The organism is Azospirillum agricola (genome assembly GCF_020005195.1).
Classification (GTDB): Bacteria; Pseudomonadota; Alphaproteobacteria; order Azospirillales; family Azospirillaceae; genus Azospirillum; species Azospirillum agricola.
This window is the reverse complement of the sequence record NZ_JAIFZR010000002.1, coordinates 537,082-553,317: the sequence shown is the minus strand read 5'-3', so window position 1 is coordinate 553,317 and position 16,236 is coordinate 537,082. Positions and strand designations below refer to the sequence as shown.

The following is a 16,236-nucleotide window of genomic DNA, read 5'->3' as shown; positions in this document are numbered from 1 at the left end:
GCAGGCCGGACGAGCGCCGAAGGCGATCGTAGGTGACGCGCGGTCGCGAGACTTGCGAGCGACCTCGGGGCCCGCTGAAGGCGGGAAGGGTGAGGGGCGATCGGGCGTGCGACTTCAATCCATGTCCCGATCGCCCCTCACCCTCCCCACCGCTTCGCGGCGGGTCCCCTCCCTCTCCCGGGGCGGGAGAGGGCCATGAGCGACGTGAAGACATTCGGGGACACGCATCCATGAGCCGGACCGGCCACATCCTCGCCATCGACCAGGGCACCACCTCGTCGCGCGCCATCCTGTTCGACGGACGCGGCACGCCGCTGGCCGAGGCCCGCCGGGAGTTCCCGCAGCATTACCCCGGCGACGGCTGGGTCGAGCACGACCCCGCCGACATCCTGCGCGACGTCCGCGCCGTCGCCCGCGAGGCGGTGGAGACATCCGGAATCCCCGTCTCCGCCATCGCCGCCATCGGCATCACCAACCAGCGCGAGACCACCGTCGTCTGGGACCGCGCCACCGGCGAGCCGATCCATCGCGCCATCGTCTGGCAGGACCGCCGCACCGCCACACTCTGCCACGACCTCGCCGCCGCCGGCCACGCCGAGCCGGTGCGGGCCAAGACCGGCTTGCTGATCGACGCCTATTTCTCGGCGACCAAGATCGCCTGGATCCTCGACCACGTTCCCGGAGCCCGCGCGCGGGCCGAGCGCGGCGAGCTGTGCTTCGGCACCATCGACAGCTTCCTGATCTTCCACCTGACCGGCAAGGCGGTGCACGCCACCGACGCGACCAACGCCTCGCGCACCCTGCTGTTCGACATCCACGCCCAGGAGTGGGACGACGAACTGCTGGCCCTGTTCCGCGTGCCGCGCGCCATGCTGCCGCGCGTGCTCGACAGCGCCGACGATTTCGGCGCCACCGAGGCGGAACTGCTCGGCCGGCCGATCCCCATCGCCGGGGTGGCCGGCGACCAGCAGGCGGCGGCCTTCGGGCAGGCCTGCCTGGCGCCCGGCATGGCGAAATCGACCTACGGCACCGGCTGCTTCGCGCTGATCAACACCGGGACGACCCCGGTCGTGTCGAAGAACCGCCTGCTCACCACCGTCGCCTACCGGCTGGACGGGGTGGCGAGCTACGCGCAGGAGGGCTCGATCTTCGTTGCCGGCGCGGCGATCAAGTGGCTGCGCGACGGGCTCGGCATCATCACCCACGCCAGCCAGACCGACGATCTGGCGACCCGCGTGCCCGACAGCCACGGCGTCTATTTCGTGCCGGCCTTCGTGGGCTTGGGCGCCCCGCATTGGGATTCGGGCGCGCGTGCCGCGATCTTCGGCATGACGCTGGACGTCGGTCCGGCCCACATCGCCCGCGCCGCGCTGGAGGCCGTCGCCTACCAGACCCGCGACCTGATGGAGGCGATGGCCGGCGACTGGGGCGGCACCATCAACGCGCTGCGCATCGACGGCGGCATGGCCGCCAACGACTGGCTCTGCCAGTTCCTGTCCGACCTGCTCGCCATGCCGGTCGAGCGGCCGCAGGTGATCGAGACGACCGCGCTGGGGGCCGCCAGCCTCGCCGCCCTGCGCGTCGGGGTGTTCGACGGGTTGGAGTCGGTGTCGGCGGCGTGGCGCTCGCAGCGCCGCTTCGAGCCGCGCATGGAGGCCGCCCGCCGCGACCGGCTCTACGCCGGCTGGCGGGACGCGGTGGCGCGGGTGCGCACGGGGGGGTGAAGGAAGGGGCTGCGAACGGCGGAAATGGCTGATTTTCAGGCATTCCCCCGATGCGTGCGGCTTTTCCGGCGGGCCGGACAATTTTCGGGCGGCGGGTGGGGATAAGGTTGCGTGGGGCCCTGTTCACGCGCTATAGGGCTAGCACCCAACCTGTCTGACAACTGTCACTGGATACCCGCCGTGGATTCCCTGATTCCGGAATTGATCGCGCTCGGCCAGGTCGTGTTCATCGATCTGGTCCTGGCGGGCGACAACGCCATCGTGGTCGGCATGGCGGCCGCCGGCGTCGCCCAGGCCCAGCGGGCCAAGGTCATCTTCTGGGGCATCGCCGCCGCCGTCGTGCTGCGCATCATCTTCGCCCTGCTGACCACGCAGCTCCTGGCGGTCATCGGCCTGACGCTGGCCGGCGGCCTGCTGCTGCTGTGGGTGTGCTGGAAGCTGTTCCGCGAGCTGCGCGCCCAGCGCGAGGAGGCCCAGGCCGCCGCCCTGATGTCGGAGGACGAGGCCGCGGCGGCGGCGGCGGGCACCGCCGTCGGCGGCAAGGCGGTCGGCACCGCCATCTGGGAGGTCATCGTCGCCGACGTGTCGATGTCGCTCGACAACGTGCTGGCGGTGGCGGGTGCGGCGCGCGAGCATCTGTGGGTGCTGGCGCTCGGCCTGCTGCTGTCGGTGGCGCTGATGGGCGCGGCGGCCAGCGTCATCGCCCGCCTGCTGAACCGCTTCCATTGGATCGCCTACATCGGCCTCGTGGTGATCGCCTACGTCGCTTTCGAGATGATCTATCGGGGCAGCGTCGAGGTCCTGGTCTTCTCCCATTTGATGTGACCCTTCGACGATCCCGCCGGGCCGGAACCTTCGGCCCGGCGGCGCGTTGCTTGCCGGCAGCCTCAGGGAGATGTCCGGCATGACCCAGCACACCGACGACCGTCCGTCCAACCCGCCGCACGCCGACCTGTCCGACCGGCGGCGTCCCGAGGACATCGAGCGCGAGATCGGCGACATCCGCGCCCGCATGGATTCGGTGATCGACGAGATCGAGTTCCGCCTGTCGCCCGGCCAGATGTCCGGCGGCGTCGCCGAGGTGGTGCGGGGCGTCATCGAGGGCGGCGGCGAGGGCACCCCCGGCCGCATCGCCCGCGCCATCCGCGCCAACCCGATCCCCGTCGCCCTGATGGGCATCGGCGCCCTGTGGCTGGGCTGGGCGGTGTCCCGCACCCCGGAACACCCGCCGCTGGCCGCCGCCGGACCGCTGGGCGGCGCGACGGGCGGCGAACTGCCCGACCGGCGCATCCGGCTGCTGCTGATCGGCCTGATCCAGTCCTGCCGTCACGGCGCCACCGGTTTCCGCCGCGCCGACATGGTGATGGACGATTCCACCCTGTCCGGCCGCCTGACCCAGGTCGCCGACCAGCTCGACCGCAGCGCCACGGCGCTGGAGGCCGAACTTCCCCGCTACGGCGGCCCGCTCGGGCCGGACGAGGATCTGCACCCGGTCTGGCACGGCCTGCACGACGCCTTCGACGGATCGCGGGCGCGGGGCGAGGTGCTGAGGGGGCTGGAGAGCGGGCTGGATGGCACGCTGGAGCTGTTCCACGACGCCCTGCGCAGCCCGCTGCCCGAGCATCTCCAGGTCGCCGTCGGCGCCCAGTTCCACGAGGTCGAGACGGTGCGCCACCGCGTCGGCGCGCTGCGCGAAGCCGTGGCGTAGGGGGGCGGACGCATGCTGGGCCTGAGCCGCCGCCACCATTACGCACGGATGAACCCCGCCGCCAACGACGGGCGCGGGCGCGCCGCCGACAGTCCGGGCGACATTCCCAAGGCCGGCTGGCTCGACATCCTCTGGCGCACCTGGGAGGAGCAGTCGAAGGACAACGTGTCGATGCTGGCGGCGGGGGTGGCCTATTACGGACTGCTGGCGATCTTCCCGGCGGTGGCGGCGCTGGTGTCGATCTATGGCCTGGTCGCCGATCCAATGGTGATCGAGGGCCAGATCAGCCAGATGGCCGGGCTGTTGCCGCCGGACGCGCTGTCGATCATCAGCGACCAGGCGCGCAAGGTCGCCTCCGCGCCGTCCCAGGGGCTGGGGCTGGGCGTCCTGTTCGGCCTGACGCTGACGCTGTGGAGCGCGTCGCGCGGGACCAGCTCCCTGGTGTCGGCGCTGAACGTCGCCTATGGCGAGGAGGAGCGGCGCAGCTTCATCAAGCTCGCCGCGCTGTCGCTGGGGCTGACCCTGGCCGGGCTGCTGTTCATCATCGTCACGTTGGTGATGATCGTCGCGGTGCCCGCCGCGATCGCCATCATCGGCTTGCAGGACACGGTGATCGGCTGGGCGGCGAGCCTCGCGCGCTGGCCGATCCTGGCGGTGGCGATCATGCTGGTGCTGGCGACCCTCTACCGCTACGCCCCCGACCGGCGCGAGCCGAAATGGCGCTGGGTCACCTGGGGGTCGGTGGTGGCGACGGTGGTGTGGCTGCTCGGCTCGGCGGGATTCTCGCTCTACGTCTCGCATTTCGGTAGCTACAACGAGACCTACGGGTCGGTCGGCGCGGTGGTCGTGCTGCTGCTGTGGTTCAATCTGACCACCTACGTCGTGCTGCTGGGCGCCGAGCTGAACGCCGAGATCGAGCACCAGACCGCCCGCGACACCACCAAGCAGAACGGCCGGGGCGAGAAGCCGATGGGCCAGCGCGACGCCTACGTCGCCGACACGGTCGGCAAGCGGCGGGCCTGAAGGGGGCCGTGCCGCGGCTCAGTCGCTCCGGCAGGACTGGACGACGGAGGACAGCCCGAGCCGCCCGCGCTCGTCGAGCCGGTTGGCGAGGAAATCCTCCCACAGGCCGGTGCGGGCCAGCTCGGTGCGGACGCAGCGGCAGTTGCTCTCGCACAGCGCCGCCCCGCCGCCCGCCTGGGTGCAGCTCGTCACGCAGGACTGGTGGAAATTGCGGGCCTGCGGCGGCTCCACCCCGACGCCCTGGGCGATCAGCCAGGCCAGCCCGAACAGCACGGGCTGGTGGATCAGATAGACGGCGAGGCTGTGCCGGCCGCCCCAGGCGAGCGCGCGGCCGACGGGGTTGGCCGGCGCCGGGCCGGCGCCGATGCCGGGCCACAGGCGGGCCAGCCCGATGCCGGCGAGCAGGGCGCCGATCCAGGGCAGCAGCGGCACATAGTCGTTGGAATCCGGCGGGACTGTGGTCAGGCCGATCCAGCGCAGCCAGGGGCTGTCGAAGACGGGGAAGGCGAGATGGTCGCCGGCCAGGAAGGCGGCGACGGCGGCGACCAGCGACACCGGGGCCGGCAGGCGGACGAAGGCCAGCCCGACGAGGCTCGCCACGGCGATGTGGTGCAGCACGCCGAAGAAGATCGGGCTGTCGGGAAACAGGGCGTAGGACACCGCCGACACCGCCCCGGCGGCGGCGGCCAGCCGCGCCAGCCGGACGAGGAAGCGTTTCGCGTCCAGCCCGCCGGCGGTCGCCAGCACGAGGCCGATCCCGGCGAGCAGCAGGAAGCTCGACAGGATCAGGGTGCGGGCGGTGAGCCACAACGGGTTGCCGAACAGGTCGAAGGAGGCCAGCCCGGTGAAGGTCAGGTCCCAGCTGGCGTGGTAGGCCGCCATGGCGACCAGCGCTAGCCCCCGCGCGACGTCGAGGAGCGGGCGGCGGGTGGTCAGGACCACGCCTTTGCCTCCAATCCGATACTTCCCACCGCGCTCTGTCCCCTCTCCCCCCAGGGAGAGGGGGAGGCTTGCGGGGAAAATCGCAGGGGAAAGGCGGACAGGCGCCGACTCACAAACCCACCCTCGTCACAGCCAGTCGGGCACCCGTTCGGCGGCCAGCATCTCCTCCACGGTCGGGCGCGGGCGGATGACGGCGAAGCGGTCGCCGTTCACCAGCACCTCCGGGATCAGCGGGCGCGTGTTGTAGGTGGAGGACATCGCCGCCCCGTACGCCCCGGCTGACAGGAAGGCCACCAGATCCTCGTCGGCCAGCGGCGGCAGCGGGCGTTGCACGGCGAAGGTGTCGCCGCTCTCGCACACCGGGCCGACCACGTCGTAGGGCTCCGACAGCGCGTCCGCCGCCGGCTCGGCGACCGGGACGATGCCATGGTAGGCCTCGTAGAGCGACGGGCGGATCAGGTCGTTCATCGCCGCGTCCACGATGGCGAAGCGGCGGTGCAGCCCCTGCTTCACGTAGATCACCCGGCTGACCAGGACGCCGGCGTTGCCGACCAGCGACCGCCCCGGCTCCAGCGTGATGCGGCAGCCGAGGTTCCCGGTGATCGAGCGCACCATCGCCGCGTAGTCGGCGAGGTCGGGCGGCGCCTCGTTCCTGTACGTGATGCCGAGCCCGCCGCCGAGGTCGAGCCGCTGGATGTCGTGGCCGTCCTCGCGGAGCTGGTGCAGCAGCGCCGCCACCCGCTCGTAGGCGGCGCGGAAGGGGGCGAGGTCGGTGAGCTGCGAGCCGATGTGGACCGCGATGCCGACCGCCTTGATGCCCGGCAGCGACGCGGCGCGGCGGTAGACCGCGCGCGCGTGGTCGTAATCGATGCCGAACTTGTTTTCCTTCTTGCCGGTGGCGATCTTGGCGTGGGTCTTGGCGTCGACGTCCGGGTTGACGCGGAAGGCGACCGGGGCCACCACGCCCATGGAGGACGCGACCTCGCTCAGCGCCTCCAGCTCGGGGATCGATTCGACGTTGAGCTGGTGGATGCCGGCCTCAAGGGCTTCGCGCATCTCCTCCCTGGTCTTGCCGACGCCGGAGAAGACGATGCGCTCGGCCGGGATGCCGCCGGCCAGCGCCCGCTTCATCTCGCCGACCGACACCACGTCGCCGCCGGCGCCGAGCCGGGCGAAGGTGCGGACCACCGCCAGGTTGGAGTTCGCCTTCAGCGCGTAGCAGACGCCGGCGTCCTGGCCGGCGAAGGCCCCGGCGTAGGCGCTGTAATGCGCTTCCAGCGCCGCCGTGGAGTAGAGGTAGAAGGGCGTTCCGACCGAACGCGCGACCTCGGCCAGCGACACCGATTCGGCGTGCAGGACACCGTCGCGGTAGGCGAAGACGCTCATGGGCGAGCCACCCTTTGGAAAGCTGCTGCGGGCGGCGGTCATGGGAAGCGGACTCCGGGGGCCGGCTGGCCCGGCTTGGGATCGAGCGACGGATTCGGGTAGGCGCGCGGGAAGGGATCGACCTCCCCTTCCGGACGCGGGCTGTCGACGTGCTTGGGCTTCTTGCCGCAGCCGGCCAGCGCCAGCGCGCAGGCCAGCCCCAGGATGGTGAGTGTGACCGGCCGGTTCACAGGAAACGCTCCCGAGCGGCCTTCACCGCCTCTTTCACGCGGACGGGGGAGGCGCCGCCGAAGCTGCGCCGGCTGTCCAGCGACGCCTCGATGCTCAGCGCCGGGTAGACGGACTCGGTGATGCGCGGCTCGATGGCCTGGAGCTCGGCCAGCGTCAGGTCGGTCAGCCCGACCCGGCGGTCCTCCGCCGCCTTCACGGCGCGGCCGGTGACGTGATGCGCCTCGCGGAAGGGCATGTCGAGTTCGCGGACCAGCCAGTCGGCGAGGTCGGTGGCGTTCAGGAAGCCGCGGTCGGCCGCCTCGCGCATCGCCGGCTTGTTGGGCTGCATGTCGCGCACCATGCCCTCGGTCGCGGCGATGCAGAGCGCCAGCGTGTCGTCGGTCTCGAAGACCGGCTCCTTGTCCTCCTGCATGTCCTTGGAATAGGCCAGCGGCAGGCCCTTCATGGCGACCAGCAGGCCGGTCAGCGTGCCGATCACCCGGCCGGCCTTGGCCCGCACCAGCTCGGCCGCGTCGGGGTTCTTCTTCTGCGGCATGATCGAGGAGCCGGTGGTGTAGGCGTCCGACAGCCGGATGAAGCGGAACTGGGCCGAGCACCAGATCACGATCTCCTCGGCGAAGCGCGACAGGTGCATGGCGCAGATCGACGCCGCCGACAGGTACTCCAGCGCGAAGTCGCGGTCGGACACCGCGTCCAGCGAGTTGGCGGTCGGCCGGTTGAAGCCCAGCGCCTCCGCCGTCATGAAGCGGTCGATCGGGTAGGGCGTGCCGGCCAGCGCCGCCGAGCCGAGCGGGCATTCGTTCAGCCGGCAGCGGGCGTCGCGCATGCGGCCGCGGTCGCGTCCGAACATCTCGACATAGGCCAGCAGATGGTGGCCGAAGGACACCGGCTGCGCCGCCTGGAGATGGGTGAAGCCGGGCATCACCGTGTCGGTGTTCTGCTCGGCGAGGTCGATCAGCGCGCTCTGGAGCGCCATCAGCCCGGAATCGAGCCGGTCGAGCGCGTCGCGCACCCACAGCTTGAAGTCGGTCGCCACCTGGTCGTTGCGCGAGCGGCCGGTGTGCAGGCGCTTGGCCGGCTCGCCGATCAGCTCGGCCAGCCGGGCCTCGACGTTCATGTGGATGTCTTCCAGCTCCACCTTGAAGGTGAAGGTGCCGGCGTCGATCTCTTGCTTCACCCGGTCCAGCCCGTCGCGGATGGCGTCGGCGTCGGCCTGGGTTATGATGCCCTGCTTGGCCAGCATCGCCGCGTGCGCCTTGGAGCCCGCGATGTCCTGGTCGGCGAGGCGCTTGTCGAAGCCGATGGAGGCGTTGATCTTCTCCATGATGGCGGCGGGGCCGCGCGCGAAGCGGCCGCCCCACATCTGGCTGGCGGCGGGGGCGTTTTTCTGCGGGGCTTGATCGGCGCTCATGTCGACGGCATTCGGTCAGGGGGGTGAGGAAGCGTGAGTATGCGGACTTTGGCGGCCACCGCAACGGTTTGTGTGGGTCTGGCCGGCGCCGGGTTGTGGTGGAACGCGTCCACCGGCCCGGCCGCGGCGCCCGAGGTGCTCCGGCTGGACGCGCCGGCTCCGTCCGCGGGCGGCGGCGCGGCCCCGGCGGCCGGGCTGGAACGGACATTGGAACGGCTCAAGGGGGCGGGCGAGCCCAAGCCGGTGCCGCCGCTGGCCTTCGCCGACGGCGAGGGCCGCCGCGTCGACCTGTCGGAGTTCGCCGGCAAGCTGGTGCTGCTGAACCTGTGGGCGACCTGGTGCGGCCCCTGCGTGAAGGAGATGCCGGCGCTCGACCGTCTCCAGGCGCAGTTGGGCGGCGACCGCTTCCAGGTGGTGGCGCTGTCGCTCGACCGGGGCGGCAAGGCGGCGGTCGAGCCCTTCTACCAGAAGACCGGCCTGGGCAATCTGGCGGTGTTCCTCGATCCCGGCAGCGCGTCGATGCAGGCGCTCGGCCTGCGCGGCCTGCCGACGACCCTGCTGGTCGACCCGGAGGGCCGGGAACTCGGCCGCGTCGAGGGCGCGGTGGAGTGGGATTCGCCCGAGGTGCTCGCCTTTCTGCGCCGGCAGGCCGGGTCCGGCTCGGGGCCGGCGCGCGGCCGGGGCGCCGCCGGGACCGGCGGCTGAGCCAAGAAAAAGGGGCGCCAAGAAAAAGGGGGCGCCAAGGAAAAGGGGTGGGGCGATCCGCCCCACCCCCCGTCACGCGGTCGCCGTGGCCGGCTTAGAAATCCTCGTCGCCGCCGAATCCGGGATCCTCGTCCCAGCCGCCGGCTTCGGGTTCCGGCTCGGGCTGGGCTTGCGGCTGCGCTTCGGCCGCGTTGGCCTCGCCGCCGCCGGAGAACATGCTGGAGAGCGCGCTGCCGAGCAGCATGCCGCCGGCGACGCCCGCCGCCGTCTGCATGGCGCCGGCCATGAAGCCGCCGCCGGCGCGCGGCTGCTGGGCGTAGGCCGCGACGCGCGGGTCGCCGTAGGCCGGCGCGGCCGGCGTGGCGCCCGCCGCCGCACCCCAGGGCGACCCGGCCGGGCGCTGCGGGGCCGCCGCCGGGGCCGGGGCCGGCCGGCCGCCGCCGCCGAACAGCCCGCCGAACAGCCCGCCGCCGCCGGCCTGGGCCTGGGCGGCCGGACGCGCGCGGAGCTGCTGCTCCAGCTCCTCGTTGCGGGCCTGGGAGGCGGCGAGCGCCTGCTCCAGCATGACGACGGCCTGGGCCATCAGGTAGGGGGCCGCCGGCTGGCGGGCGACGCTGTCGCGGATGTGGGCCTCGGCCTGCGGGTCGCGGGGGCCGGACTGGGCCTCGGCCTGGCGCAGCTTGGCGAACAGGTCGTCGATGATCTGGCGTTCGGTCTGGTCCATGGCGATGCTCGTGCTCAACGGATTGAAGGGTCGAGGGAAAAGGGCTGCCTTACTCGTCGCGCTGTCCCATGAGCTGCATCAGCATCTGGAACAGGTTGATGAAGTTCAGGTAGAGCGACAGGGCGCCCATCACGGCCAGCTTGGTGTTGGTCTCCTGGCCGTAATTCTCGGCGTACTCTTCCTTGATGCGCTGCGTGTCGTAGGCGGTCAGGCCGGTGAAGACGACGACGCCGATCACCGAGATGGCGAACTGGAGCGCGCTGGAGCCGACGAAGATGTTGACGAGGCTGGCGATGACGATGCCGATCAGGCCCATCGCCAGGAAGGAGCCCATCTTCGACAGGTCGCTCTTGGTCGTGTAGCCCCACAGGCTCATGCCGGCGAACATCGCCGAGGTGATGAAGAAGACGCGGGCGACGCTGGCGCCGGTGAACACCAGGAAGATCGAGGCCATCGACACGCCCATGACGGCGCAGAAGGCCCAGAAGAGACCCTGGAGGCCGCTGGCGGACATGCGCTCAAAGCGCCAGGACAGCACCATGATGAAGGCCAGCGGCGCCAGCATCACCACCCATTTCAGCGGCGTGGTGAAGATCGGCACGTAGAGGGCCGGGGTGCTGGAGACGAGGAAGGCGACCACGCCGGTGAGGGCGAGGCCGAGCACCATGAAGTTGTAGACCCGCAGCATGTGCTGCCGCAGGCCCTGGTCGAAGGCGGCCTGGTCGACGCCGTGGCCGAAGGCGCCGTACGGCTGCTGGTTGTTGGGGTGTTGGTTCCACATGATGGCCTCGTGAGGAAAGGTGGGGTGCCGGGGAAAGCGTCGGCGGACGGTCAGAACCAGGAGGCGTGCGCCGCTTCGGCCAGGGTGAGGAGGGTGTCGGGCGGCAGGTCGGCGCAGAGCGCGTAGACGTGATGCCCCTGGCGCCAGTAGACGACCGACACGCCGTTGAGGATCGCCGCCTCCGGCGCGGTCACCGCGAAGCGGTCGTCGTCCGCGGCGAACAGCGTGACCCGCTCGAACTCGGTGGTCGTGTAGACCACCTGGACCGCGCTGCCCTCGTCCCACGGCACGATGCGCGAGACGAGCGGGATCAGGCGTTCCGGGAAGGTGGGGATCGGCAGCGAGGCGCCGACGGCGCGCGAGATGACCTTGGCCAGCCCCGAGCTGTTCTCCGGCGCCATGCCGAGATCGGCCGATCCGGCGGTGACGGCGGTGCGGTAGGCCTCGACCGCCTCGTCGGCGAAGACGGGGATCGGGTGCGCCGCCGCGACCGGATCGATCAGCACGTTGCCGACCAGGGTGTGGGCGGTCCAGCCGATGCCGACCAGGGCCGCCGCGGTCAGCGCCATGCGCAGCCGGCGGGGCGGGTGCCGTCCCCGCTGGTTGGCCGCGGCCGGAGCGGCAGCCGGAGCGGGGGATGGCGCGGGCTCGTCCGCCGTCTCCCGCACGGCGTCGCCGTGCAGGAACAGCCGGATCTCGTCGCGCTGCCGCAGATCCTGCATCACGCGCGCCGCCAGCACCGGGTTCGCCTGGAGATAGGCCTCGACCTCGATCCGGCGCGCCGGATCGAGCTGATCGTCGACATAGGCCAGCAGGTCCGCTTCAAGGATGGGGGACGGCATGCTTCACCTCACCAGGCGCAAATGCGAGGCCGGCGTCTGGCCGGCGGCGCGCAGGGCCGCGCGGGCCCGGCCGAGCCGGGACATCAGGGTGCCGAGGGGGATGCCCAGGCAGTCGGCGGCGTCGCGGTAGCTCATCCCGTCGATCGCCACCAGGGTCAGCACCGCGCGCTGGTCCTCGGGCAGGGCCATCATGGCCCGCATGGTCTCGTTCAGCGCGATGCGGTCGGTCTGGTCGGGGGCGTGGGCGTCGCCGGCCTGGGCGGCGAGCAGCGCCTCGGCCTCGCTCTCGGTCCGCCGGCGGCGGCAGCGGGAGACGTGGGCGTTGTGCACGATGGCGAGCAGCCATCCCTTGACGTCCCGGCCCTCCTGGAAGCCGTGGCTTCCCTCCAGCGCGCGCAGGGCGGTCTCCTGCACCAGATCGTCCGCCCGCTCGCGGTCGCGCGTCAGCACCAGCGCGTAGCGGCGCAGCAGCCCGAGGTGGCGTGAGATGTCCATGCTCTCCCTGTCGACGGTTCCAACCCCAGCATACGCCGGGCATCCCGCTCTTAATCCCCGCCGGAAGCATTATTTTCCATGAACATATTGTCATGATCCGGCGGGTTGCAAACGGCCCCCTCCTCCCCATATGAACCGCCGCGCGAAATCAGGATGGAGCAATCCCGCCCGCCGGGCGGGGTGTGAATGGACAGCACGCCAAGCGGCCCCCGATGGCCGCGGAGGGCCGGATCCCCGGTCGTCCGCGGCGGCCCCCCCTCCCGGACGCCTCCGCCGTCCCGATGCGCCCGGACGGCCGCGCCGTTCCCCTGCGGCCGTGGCCCGATGCGCGTCCGCCCGGCCGCCCGCCCGGCGATGCTCCGTCCATCCTCCGCTCCGCGCCGCCGTTCCGGCCGGGCGCGCCATCCCGACCGCTCCCCCTCCCACGGCCCCTTTCATGGCCCCGCCCGCTCCGGCGGCGCGCTCCGGCGCGCCCGGCCGGCGGTGCCTGCCTTTTCCAACCAGGAACCCCCCGATGCTCACGTTTGAGATCGCCATCATCGTCGCGCTGACGCTCCTCAACGGCGTGTTCGCCATGTCGGAGCTGGCCGTCGTCTCGTCCCGCAAGGCCCGGCTCCAGCATCTGGCCGAGCGCGGCGACCGGGGCGCCCGCGCGGCGCTGCGGCTGATCGAGGATCCGAGCCGCTTCCTCAGCACCGTCCAGATCGGCATCACCATGGTCGGCGTCATCGCCGGCGCCTATGGCGGCGCCACGCTCGGCGACCGGCTCGGCCAGTGGCTCGACACCATCCCCTTCTTCGCCGGCAAGGGCGAGGTGGTCGGCGTCGGCGGCGTGCTGGTCGCCATCACCTACCTGTCGATCGTGCTGGGCGAGCTGATCCCCAAGCGCATCGCGCTGAAGAGCCCCGAGCGCATCGCCTCCCTGATCGCGCCGCCGATGCGCCTGCTGTCGCGCGTCGCCGCCCCCTTCGTCTGGCTGCTGGGCGCCTCGACCGATCTGCTGCTGCGCCTGCTCGGCCTCCAGGGCGAGCGCGAGGAGACGGTGACCGAGGAGGAGATCCGCTCGATGATTTCCGAGGGCACCCAGGCCGGAGTCTTCGCCCCGGCCGAGAAGGAGATGATCGACGGCGTGCTGCGGCTGGCCGACCGGACGGTGCGCAGCATCATGGTTCCCCGCCCGGACGTCGTCTGGCTCGATCTCGGCAAGCCGCAGGCCGACCTGCTGGCGGCGATCCGCGCCGGCGCCCATTCGCGCTACCCGGTGTGCCATGGCGCGCTGGACGAGCTGGTCGGCGTCGTCCATACCCGCGACCTGCTCGACGACGCGGTGCAGGGCCGGCCGTTCGATCTGGCGACGAGCGCCGCCAAGCCGATGATCGTCCATGACGGCACGCCGATCCTCAAGCTGCTCGACCTCATGAAGTCGTCGGGCCACCATCTGGCGATGGTGGTGGACGAGTATGGCAGCCTTGAAGGGCTGGTCACCCTGACCGACATCCTGGAGATCATCGCCGGCGACCTGCCGGAGGTCGGCGAGGCTCCGGAAACCGCCGCCATCCGCCGCGAGGACGGATCCTGGCTGGTCGAGGGCTGGATGCCGGTGGACGAGTTCGAGGACACGGTGGGCCTGCGCGGCCTGCGCGGGCAGGGCGACTACCACACCGTCGCCGGCCTCGTGCTGCACCGCCTCGGCCATGTGCCGCAGGCGGGGGAGGCCTTCGTGCAGGATGGCGTGCGCGTCGAGGTGGTCGACATGGACGGGCGCCGCATCGACAAGGTGCTGGTCGTGCCGGCGGTCGAACGGGAAACGGCCGTGGCCGGCTGAGCCATGGCGGCGGCCCCCCCGCGACGGGGGTTCATGAGGCGGGAGGGGCCGTGAAGGTGGTGCTGCTGACGTGCCTGCTGGTGCTGGTCCTGCTGCTCGCCGGGCCGGCCTTCGTGATCGCCTCCGGCACCGCGACGCTGGGCGTCGACTGGACGCGGGCGGACCGCAGCCCGGTCGGCCTCGCGCCCGATCCGGCTGCGACGCCCGAGGCGGTGGTCCAGGTCTACGCCGCCCGCGCCCTGTCCTGGCGCGGCGCCTTCGGCGTGCATCCCTGGTTCGCGGTGAAGCCGGCCGGCGCGCGGGCCTACACCGTCTACGAGGTGGTGGGCTGGCGGGTCTACCGTGGCCTGCCGGCCGTGGCGGTCAGCAACCGCGACCCGGACGGGCGCTGGTTCGGCGCCCAGCCGGTCGTGCTGGCGGAGCTGCGCGGCGCGGCGGCGGCGGCGGCCATTCCCAGGATCGCGGCGGCGGCCGCAAGCTACCCCTACGCCGGGGAGTACCGGGTGTGGCCCGGCCCCAACAGCAACACCTTCGCCGCCTGGGTGGCCCGCGCCGTTCCGGAACTGCGGCTCGACCTGCCCTCCACGGCGCTCGGCAAGGATTATCTGGGAAGCGGGCTGGTCGCGCGGGCGCCCAGCGGCACCGGCTGGCAGCTCAGCCTGTTCGGCGTCGCCGGCCTGCTGGTGGCGTGGGAGGAGGGGCTGGAGCTCAACCTGCTCGGCCTCACCGTCGGCGTCGATCCGCTGGACCTCGCGGTCAAGCTGCCCGGCGTCGGCCGCATCGCGCTCCGCGCGGACGCCGCGCCGCCGGCCTGACCGCCGGCGCCATTCGAAGGCCGGCCCCGCTCAGGTGTCGAGGCAGCCGCCCTTCGGGGCGACGGTGATGCGGATCAACTCGGCGCTGCCGCCGCCGAAGACGTTGCCGCCGGTGTAGGTCAGGCAGCCCTCGTTGCGGTAGATGACCTGGAGCCGCTGGGCGTCGTTGCCGAAATAGAAGGGGATCCAGCGCTTGCCGGTCTCGTGCCGGATCATGTTGTCCGGCGCGCCGATCAGGCCGGACACCTCCTCCATCGTCATGCCGATCTGTAGCTTGGCGAAGCGGCTGCCGGCGGCCGGCGTGCCGATCATCTCGCCCTCGAAACGGCCGTCGCGCGACTTCACCAGCCGCGCGCCCGGCGTCGAGGGCGCCGCGGCGGTGGAGGCGCCGGGCGCGCTCCCGGCGGTGGCGTCCTGCTGCTGTCCGGCGCAGCCGGCCAACAGGACCAGAACCGGCAACGCCGCCCAGATCATCCTTCCCGCCATGTCGCTCCCCGCCCTGTGTTGTGTGTCGGTCGTTGCCGGTCGGCGCCAACTATGGGTTGGATCGTCCCGGCGCGATATTGGCAAAGGCGGATGAGACGGGCCCGGAGGGGGTAGGACGGTCGGATGCGCCGGGTGGGCGGTCACGGCGTCGGAACGCCGGCCCGGTGGCCGCTGTAGTTGCGGAACAGGTCGTAATCGGTCCGGCATTCGACCTGTTCCAGCCCGGCGTCGGCCATGGCCCGCGTGATGACCTCCGGCGCGACGCAGCGGTCGATCGTCTCCCAATAATAGCGCATCAGCGTGCGTCCGCTCTCGCCGCCACCGCTCAGCCGGGAGACCGCCGGCACGACCATGCCGAGATAGGCGCCCGTCAGCCGCCGGGTGAAGGGGCGGGACGGGCGGCCGATCTCCATCGCCAGCACGGCCCCGCCCGGCCGCAGCACGCGGTGGAACTCGCGGAAGGTCGCGGCGAGGTCGCCGACATGCCGCAGGGCGTAGCCGATGGTCACCAGATCGACGCTGGCGTCGGCGAGCGGCAGCGAGTCCGCGACGCCCTGGATCAACGGAATGGGCAGGGTCCGCCGCGCCTCGGCCAGCATGGCCTCGCTGAGGTCCAGCCCGATGACGTCCGCCGCGTCGCCGCACAGCGCCACCGCCTCTCGGGCGACCAGCCCGGTGCCGATGGCGACGTCGAGCACCCGCATCCCCGGCCGCAGCCCGGCCCGCCGCAGGCACTGCGCGCGGTACCAGGAGCCGGAGCCCGGGGCGAAGATCGCATTTATACGGTCGTAATGGTGGGCGGTGCGGTTGAACAGCCCGCGCACGAAGCGAAGCCGCTGGGCCGTGTCCGGGTAGTAGGAGTCGAGGACCGGATGCGGCTCGACCGTGGGCGCGGGGGAGCCGCCGGCTCGCGGGGCTTGCTCGATCGGCACGGCCATCCTCCTCCGTCCTGCGACACGCGGGATCCGACAGGACGCGCATCTTCGGCGGGCCGGGTCCGGCGGGCAAGCGGAAATCATTCGGAGTGGGGTGGGTAATCATTTCGGTGTATGACGAGGACATGGCCGCCGATGATAAAATCGCGAAGGCGGAACTGAAAGGATATGCCTTTCGGCTTGGAGCCGAACAAACAGGCGAA

General features: G+C 71.8%; 17 protein-coding genes. 7 read left to right on the top strand and 10 right to left on the bottom strand.

The genetic code is table 11. The features are described 5' to 3' along the window. Positions 1 to 230: 230 nt before the first annotated feature. The 4 genes from glpK (at position 231) to JN22_RS05340 (ending at position 4,455) form a co-directional block, all read left to right on the top strand. On the top strand, positions 231 to 1,724 hold the full coding sequence (glpK, locus tag JN22_RS05355) for a glycerol kinase GlpK (RefSeq protein ID WP_085552922.1): 1,494 nt from the start codon (positions 231 to 233) through the stop codon (positions 1,722 to 1,724). A 171-nt stretch (positions 1,725 to 1,895) separates the two neighbouring features. Then, entirely contained in the window at positions 1,896 to 2,549 is a 654-nt protein-coding gene (locus JN22_RS05350; protein WP_211099602.1) for a YjbE family putative metal transport protein, read from the top strand. Positions 2,550 to 2,628: 79 nt separating this feature from the next. Then, complete coding sequence (locus JN22_RS05345; RefSeq protein WP_085552920.1) at positions 2,629 to 3,432, top strand: DUF3618 domain-containing protein; 804 nt, start codon at positions 2,629 to 2,631, stop codon at positions 3,430 to 3,432. A gap of 12 nt (positions 3,433 to 3,444) precedes the next feature. Further along, complete coding sequence (locus JN22_RS05340; RefSeq protein WP_085552919.1) at positions 3,445 to 4,455, top strand: YihY/virulence factor BrkB family protein; 1,011 nt, start codon at positions 3,445 to 3,447, stop codon at positions 4,453 to 4,455. 18 nt (positions 4,456 to 4,473) lie between these two features. Here the strand turns inward: JN22_RS05340 and JN22_RS05335 are convergent, their stop codons facing one another. The 4 genes from JN22_RS05335 to argH form a co-directional block, all read right to left on the bottom strand. Continuing rightward, the gene (locus JN22_RS05335) at positions 4,474 to 5,397 is read right to left on the bottom strand and encodes a DUF1624 domain-containing protein (RefSeq protein WP_223677584.1); all 924 of its coding nucleotides are present in this window, start codon (positions 5,395 to 5,397) and stop codon (positions 4,474 to 4,476) included. Positions 5,398 to 5,523: 126 nt separating this feature from the next. Beyond that, on the bottom strand, positions 5,524 to 6,783 hold the full coding sequence (gene lysA, locus JN22_RS05330; protein WP_085552918.1) for a diaminopimelate decarboxylase: 1,260 nt from the start codon (positions 6,781 to 6,783) through the stop codon (positions 5,524 to 5,526). 38 nt (positions 6,784 to 6,821) lie between these two features. After that, positions 6,822 to 7,013: a hypothetical protein gene (locus tag JN22_RS05325; protein WP_085552917.1), complete on the bottom strand. Its 192-nt coding sequence runs from the start codon at positions 7,011 to 7,013 to the stop codon at positions 6,822 to 6,824. Further along, complete coding sequence (argH, locus tag JN22_RS05320; protein WP_085552916.1) at positions 7,010 to 8,425, bottom strand: argininosuccinate lyase; 1,416 nt, start codon at positions 8,423 to 8,425, stop codon at positions 7,010 to 7,012. Before argH ends, JN22_RS05325 begins: the two co-directional genes overlap by 4 nt. Positions 8,426 to 8,464: 39 nt before the next feature. Here argH and JN22_RS05315 point away from each other — a divergent pair, with 39 nt between their 5' ends. After that, positions 8,465 to 9,130: a TlpA family protein disulfide reductase gene (locus tag JN22_RS05315; RefSeq protein WP_085552915.1), complete on the top strand. Its 666-nt coding sequence runs from the start codon at positions 8,465 to 8,467 to the stop codon at positions 9,128 to 9,130. 94 nt (positions 9,131 to 9,224) lie between these two features. On the opposite strand, the gene JN22_RS05310 is transcribed toward JN22_RS05315, so the two are convergent. The 4 genes from JN22_RS05310 to JN22_RS05295 are packed head-to-tail and all read right to left on the bottom strand — an operon-like array spanning position 9,225 to position 11,972. Then, a complete protein-coding gene (locus JN22_RS05310) occupies positions 9,225 to 9,854 on the bottom strand; it encodes a DUF2076 domain-containing protein (RefSeq protein ID WP_085552914.1) in 630 nt (209 codons plus the stop codon). 49 nt (positions 9,855 to 9,903) lie between these two features. Continuing rightward, positions 9,904 to 10,635, bottom strand: a complete 732-nt coding sequence (locus JN22_RS05305; protein ID WP_085552913.1) for a Bax inhibitor-1/YccA family protein — start codon at positions 10,633 to 10,635, stop codon at positions 9,904 to 9,906. Positions 10,636 to 10,685: 50 nt separating this feature from the next. After that, a complete protein-coding gene (locus JN22_RS05300) occupies positions 10,686 to 11,477 on the bottom strand; it encodes an anti-sigma factor family protein (protein ID WP_085552912.1) in 792 nt (263 codons plus the stop codon). 3 nt (positions 11,478 to 11,480) lie between these two features. Further along, entirely contained in the window at positions 11,481 to 11,972 is a 492-nt protein-coding gene (locus tag JN22_RS05295) for a sigma-70 family RNA polymerase sigma factor (protein ID WP_085552911.1), read from the bottom strand. A gap of 514 nt (positions 11,973 to 12,486) precedes the next feature. On the opposite strand from JN22_RS05295, the gene JN22_RS05290 reads away from it, so the two are divergent. Further along, on the top strand, positions 12,487 to 13,797 hold the full coding sequence (locus JN22_RS05290; RefSeq protein ID WP_085552910.1) for a hemolysin family protein: 1,311 nt from the start codon (positions 12,487 to 12,489) through the stop codon (positions 13,795 to 13,797). Between the two features lie 56 nt (positions 13,798 to 13,853). After that, positions 13,854 to 14,612, top strand: a complete 759-nt coding sequence (locus JN22_RS05285; RefSeq protein ID WP_223677583.1) for a DUF3750 domain-containing protein — start codon at positions 13,854 to 13,856, stop codon at positions 14,610 to 14,612. A gap of 30 nt (positions 14,613 to 14,642) precedes the next feature. Here the strand turns inward: JN22_RS05285 and JN22_RS05280 are convergent, their stop codons facing one another. Beyond that, positions 14,643 to 15,098: a hypothetical protein gene (locus JN22_RS05280; RefSeq protein WP_085552908.1), complete on the bottom strand. Its 456-nt coding sequence runs from the start codon at positions 15,096 to 15,098 to the stop codon at positions 14,643 to 14,645. A gap of 140 nt (positions 15,099 to 15,238) precedes the next feature. Beyond that, positions 15,239 to 16,030 (bottom strand): class I SAM-dependent methyltransferase, encoded by a 792-nt coding sequence (locus JN22_RS05275; RefSeq protein WP_223677582.1) that lies wholly within the window; start codon positions 16,028 to 16,030, stop codon positions 15,239 to 15,241. Positions 16,031 to 16,236 lie beyond the last annotated feature (206 nt).

Coding starts and splice junctions, on each gene's coding strand:
- glpK (WP_085552922.1), top strand. CDS start 231: ATGAGCCGGACCGGCCACATCCTCGCCATCGACCAGGGCACCACCTCG.
- JN22_RS05345 (WP_085552920.1), top strand. CDS start 2,629: ATGACCCAGCACACCGACGACCGTCCGTCCAACCCGCCGCACGCCGAC.
- JN22_RS05340 (WP_085552919.1), top strand. CDS start 3,445: ATGCTGGGCCTGAGCCGCCGCCACCATTACGCACGGATGAACCCCGCC.
- lysA (WP_085552918.1), bottom strand. CDS start 6,783: ATGAGCGTCTTCGCCTACCGCGACGGTGTCCTGCACGCCGAATCGGTG.
- argH (WP_085552916.1), bottom strand. CDS start 8,425: ATGAGCGCCGATCAAGCCCCGCAGAAAAACGCCCCCGCCGCCAGCCAG.
- JN22_RS05315 (WP_085552915.1), top strand. CDS start 8,465: ATGCGGACTTTGGCGGCCACCGCAACGGTTTGTGTGGGTCTGGCCGGC.
- JN22_RS05310 (WP_085552914.1), bottom strand. CDS start 9,854: ATGGACCAGACCGAACGCCAGATCATCGACGACCTGTTCGCCAAGCTG.
- JN22_RS05305 (WP_085552913.1), bottom strand. CDS start 10,635: ATGTGGAACCAACACCCCAACAACCAGCAGCCGTACGGCGCCTTCGGC.
- JN22_RS05300 (WP_085552912.1), bottom strand. CDS start 11,477: ATGCCGTCCCCCATCCTTGAAGCGGACCTGCTGGCCTATGTCGACGAT.
- JN22_RS05295 (WP_085552911.1), bottom strand. CDS start 11,972: ATGGACATCTCACGCCACCTCGGGCTGCTGCGCCGCTACGCGCTGGTG.
- JN22_RS05290 (WP_085552910.1), top strand. CDS start 12,487: ATGCTCACGTTTGAGATCGCCATCATCGTCGCGCTGACGCTCCTCAAC.
- JN22_RS05280 (WP_085552908.1), bottom strand. CDS start 15,098: ATGGCGGGAAGGATGATCTGGGCGGCGTTGCCGGTTCTGGTCCTGTTG.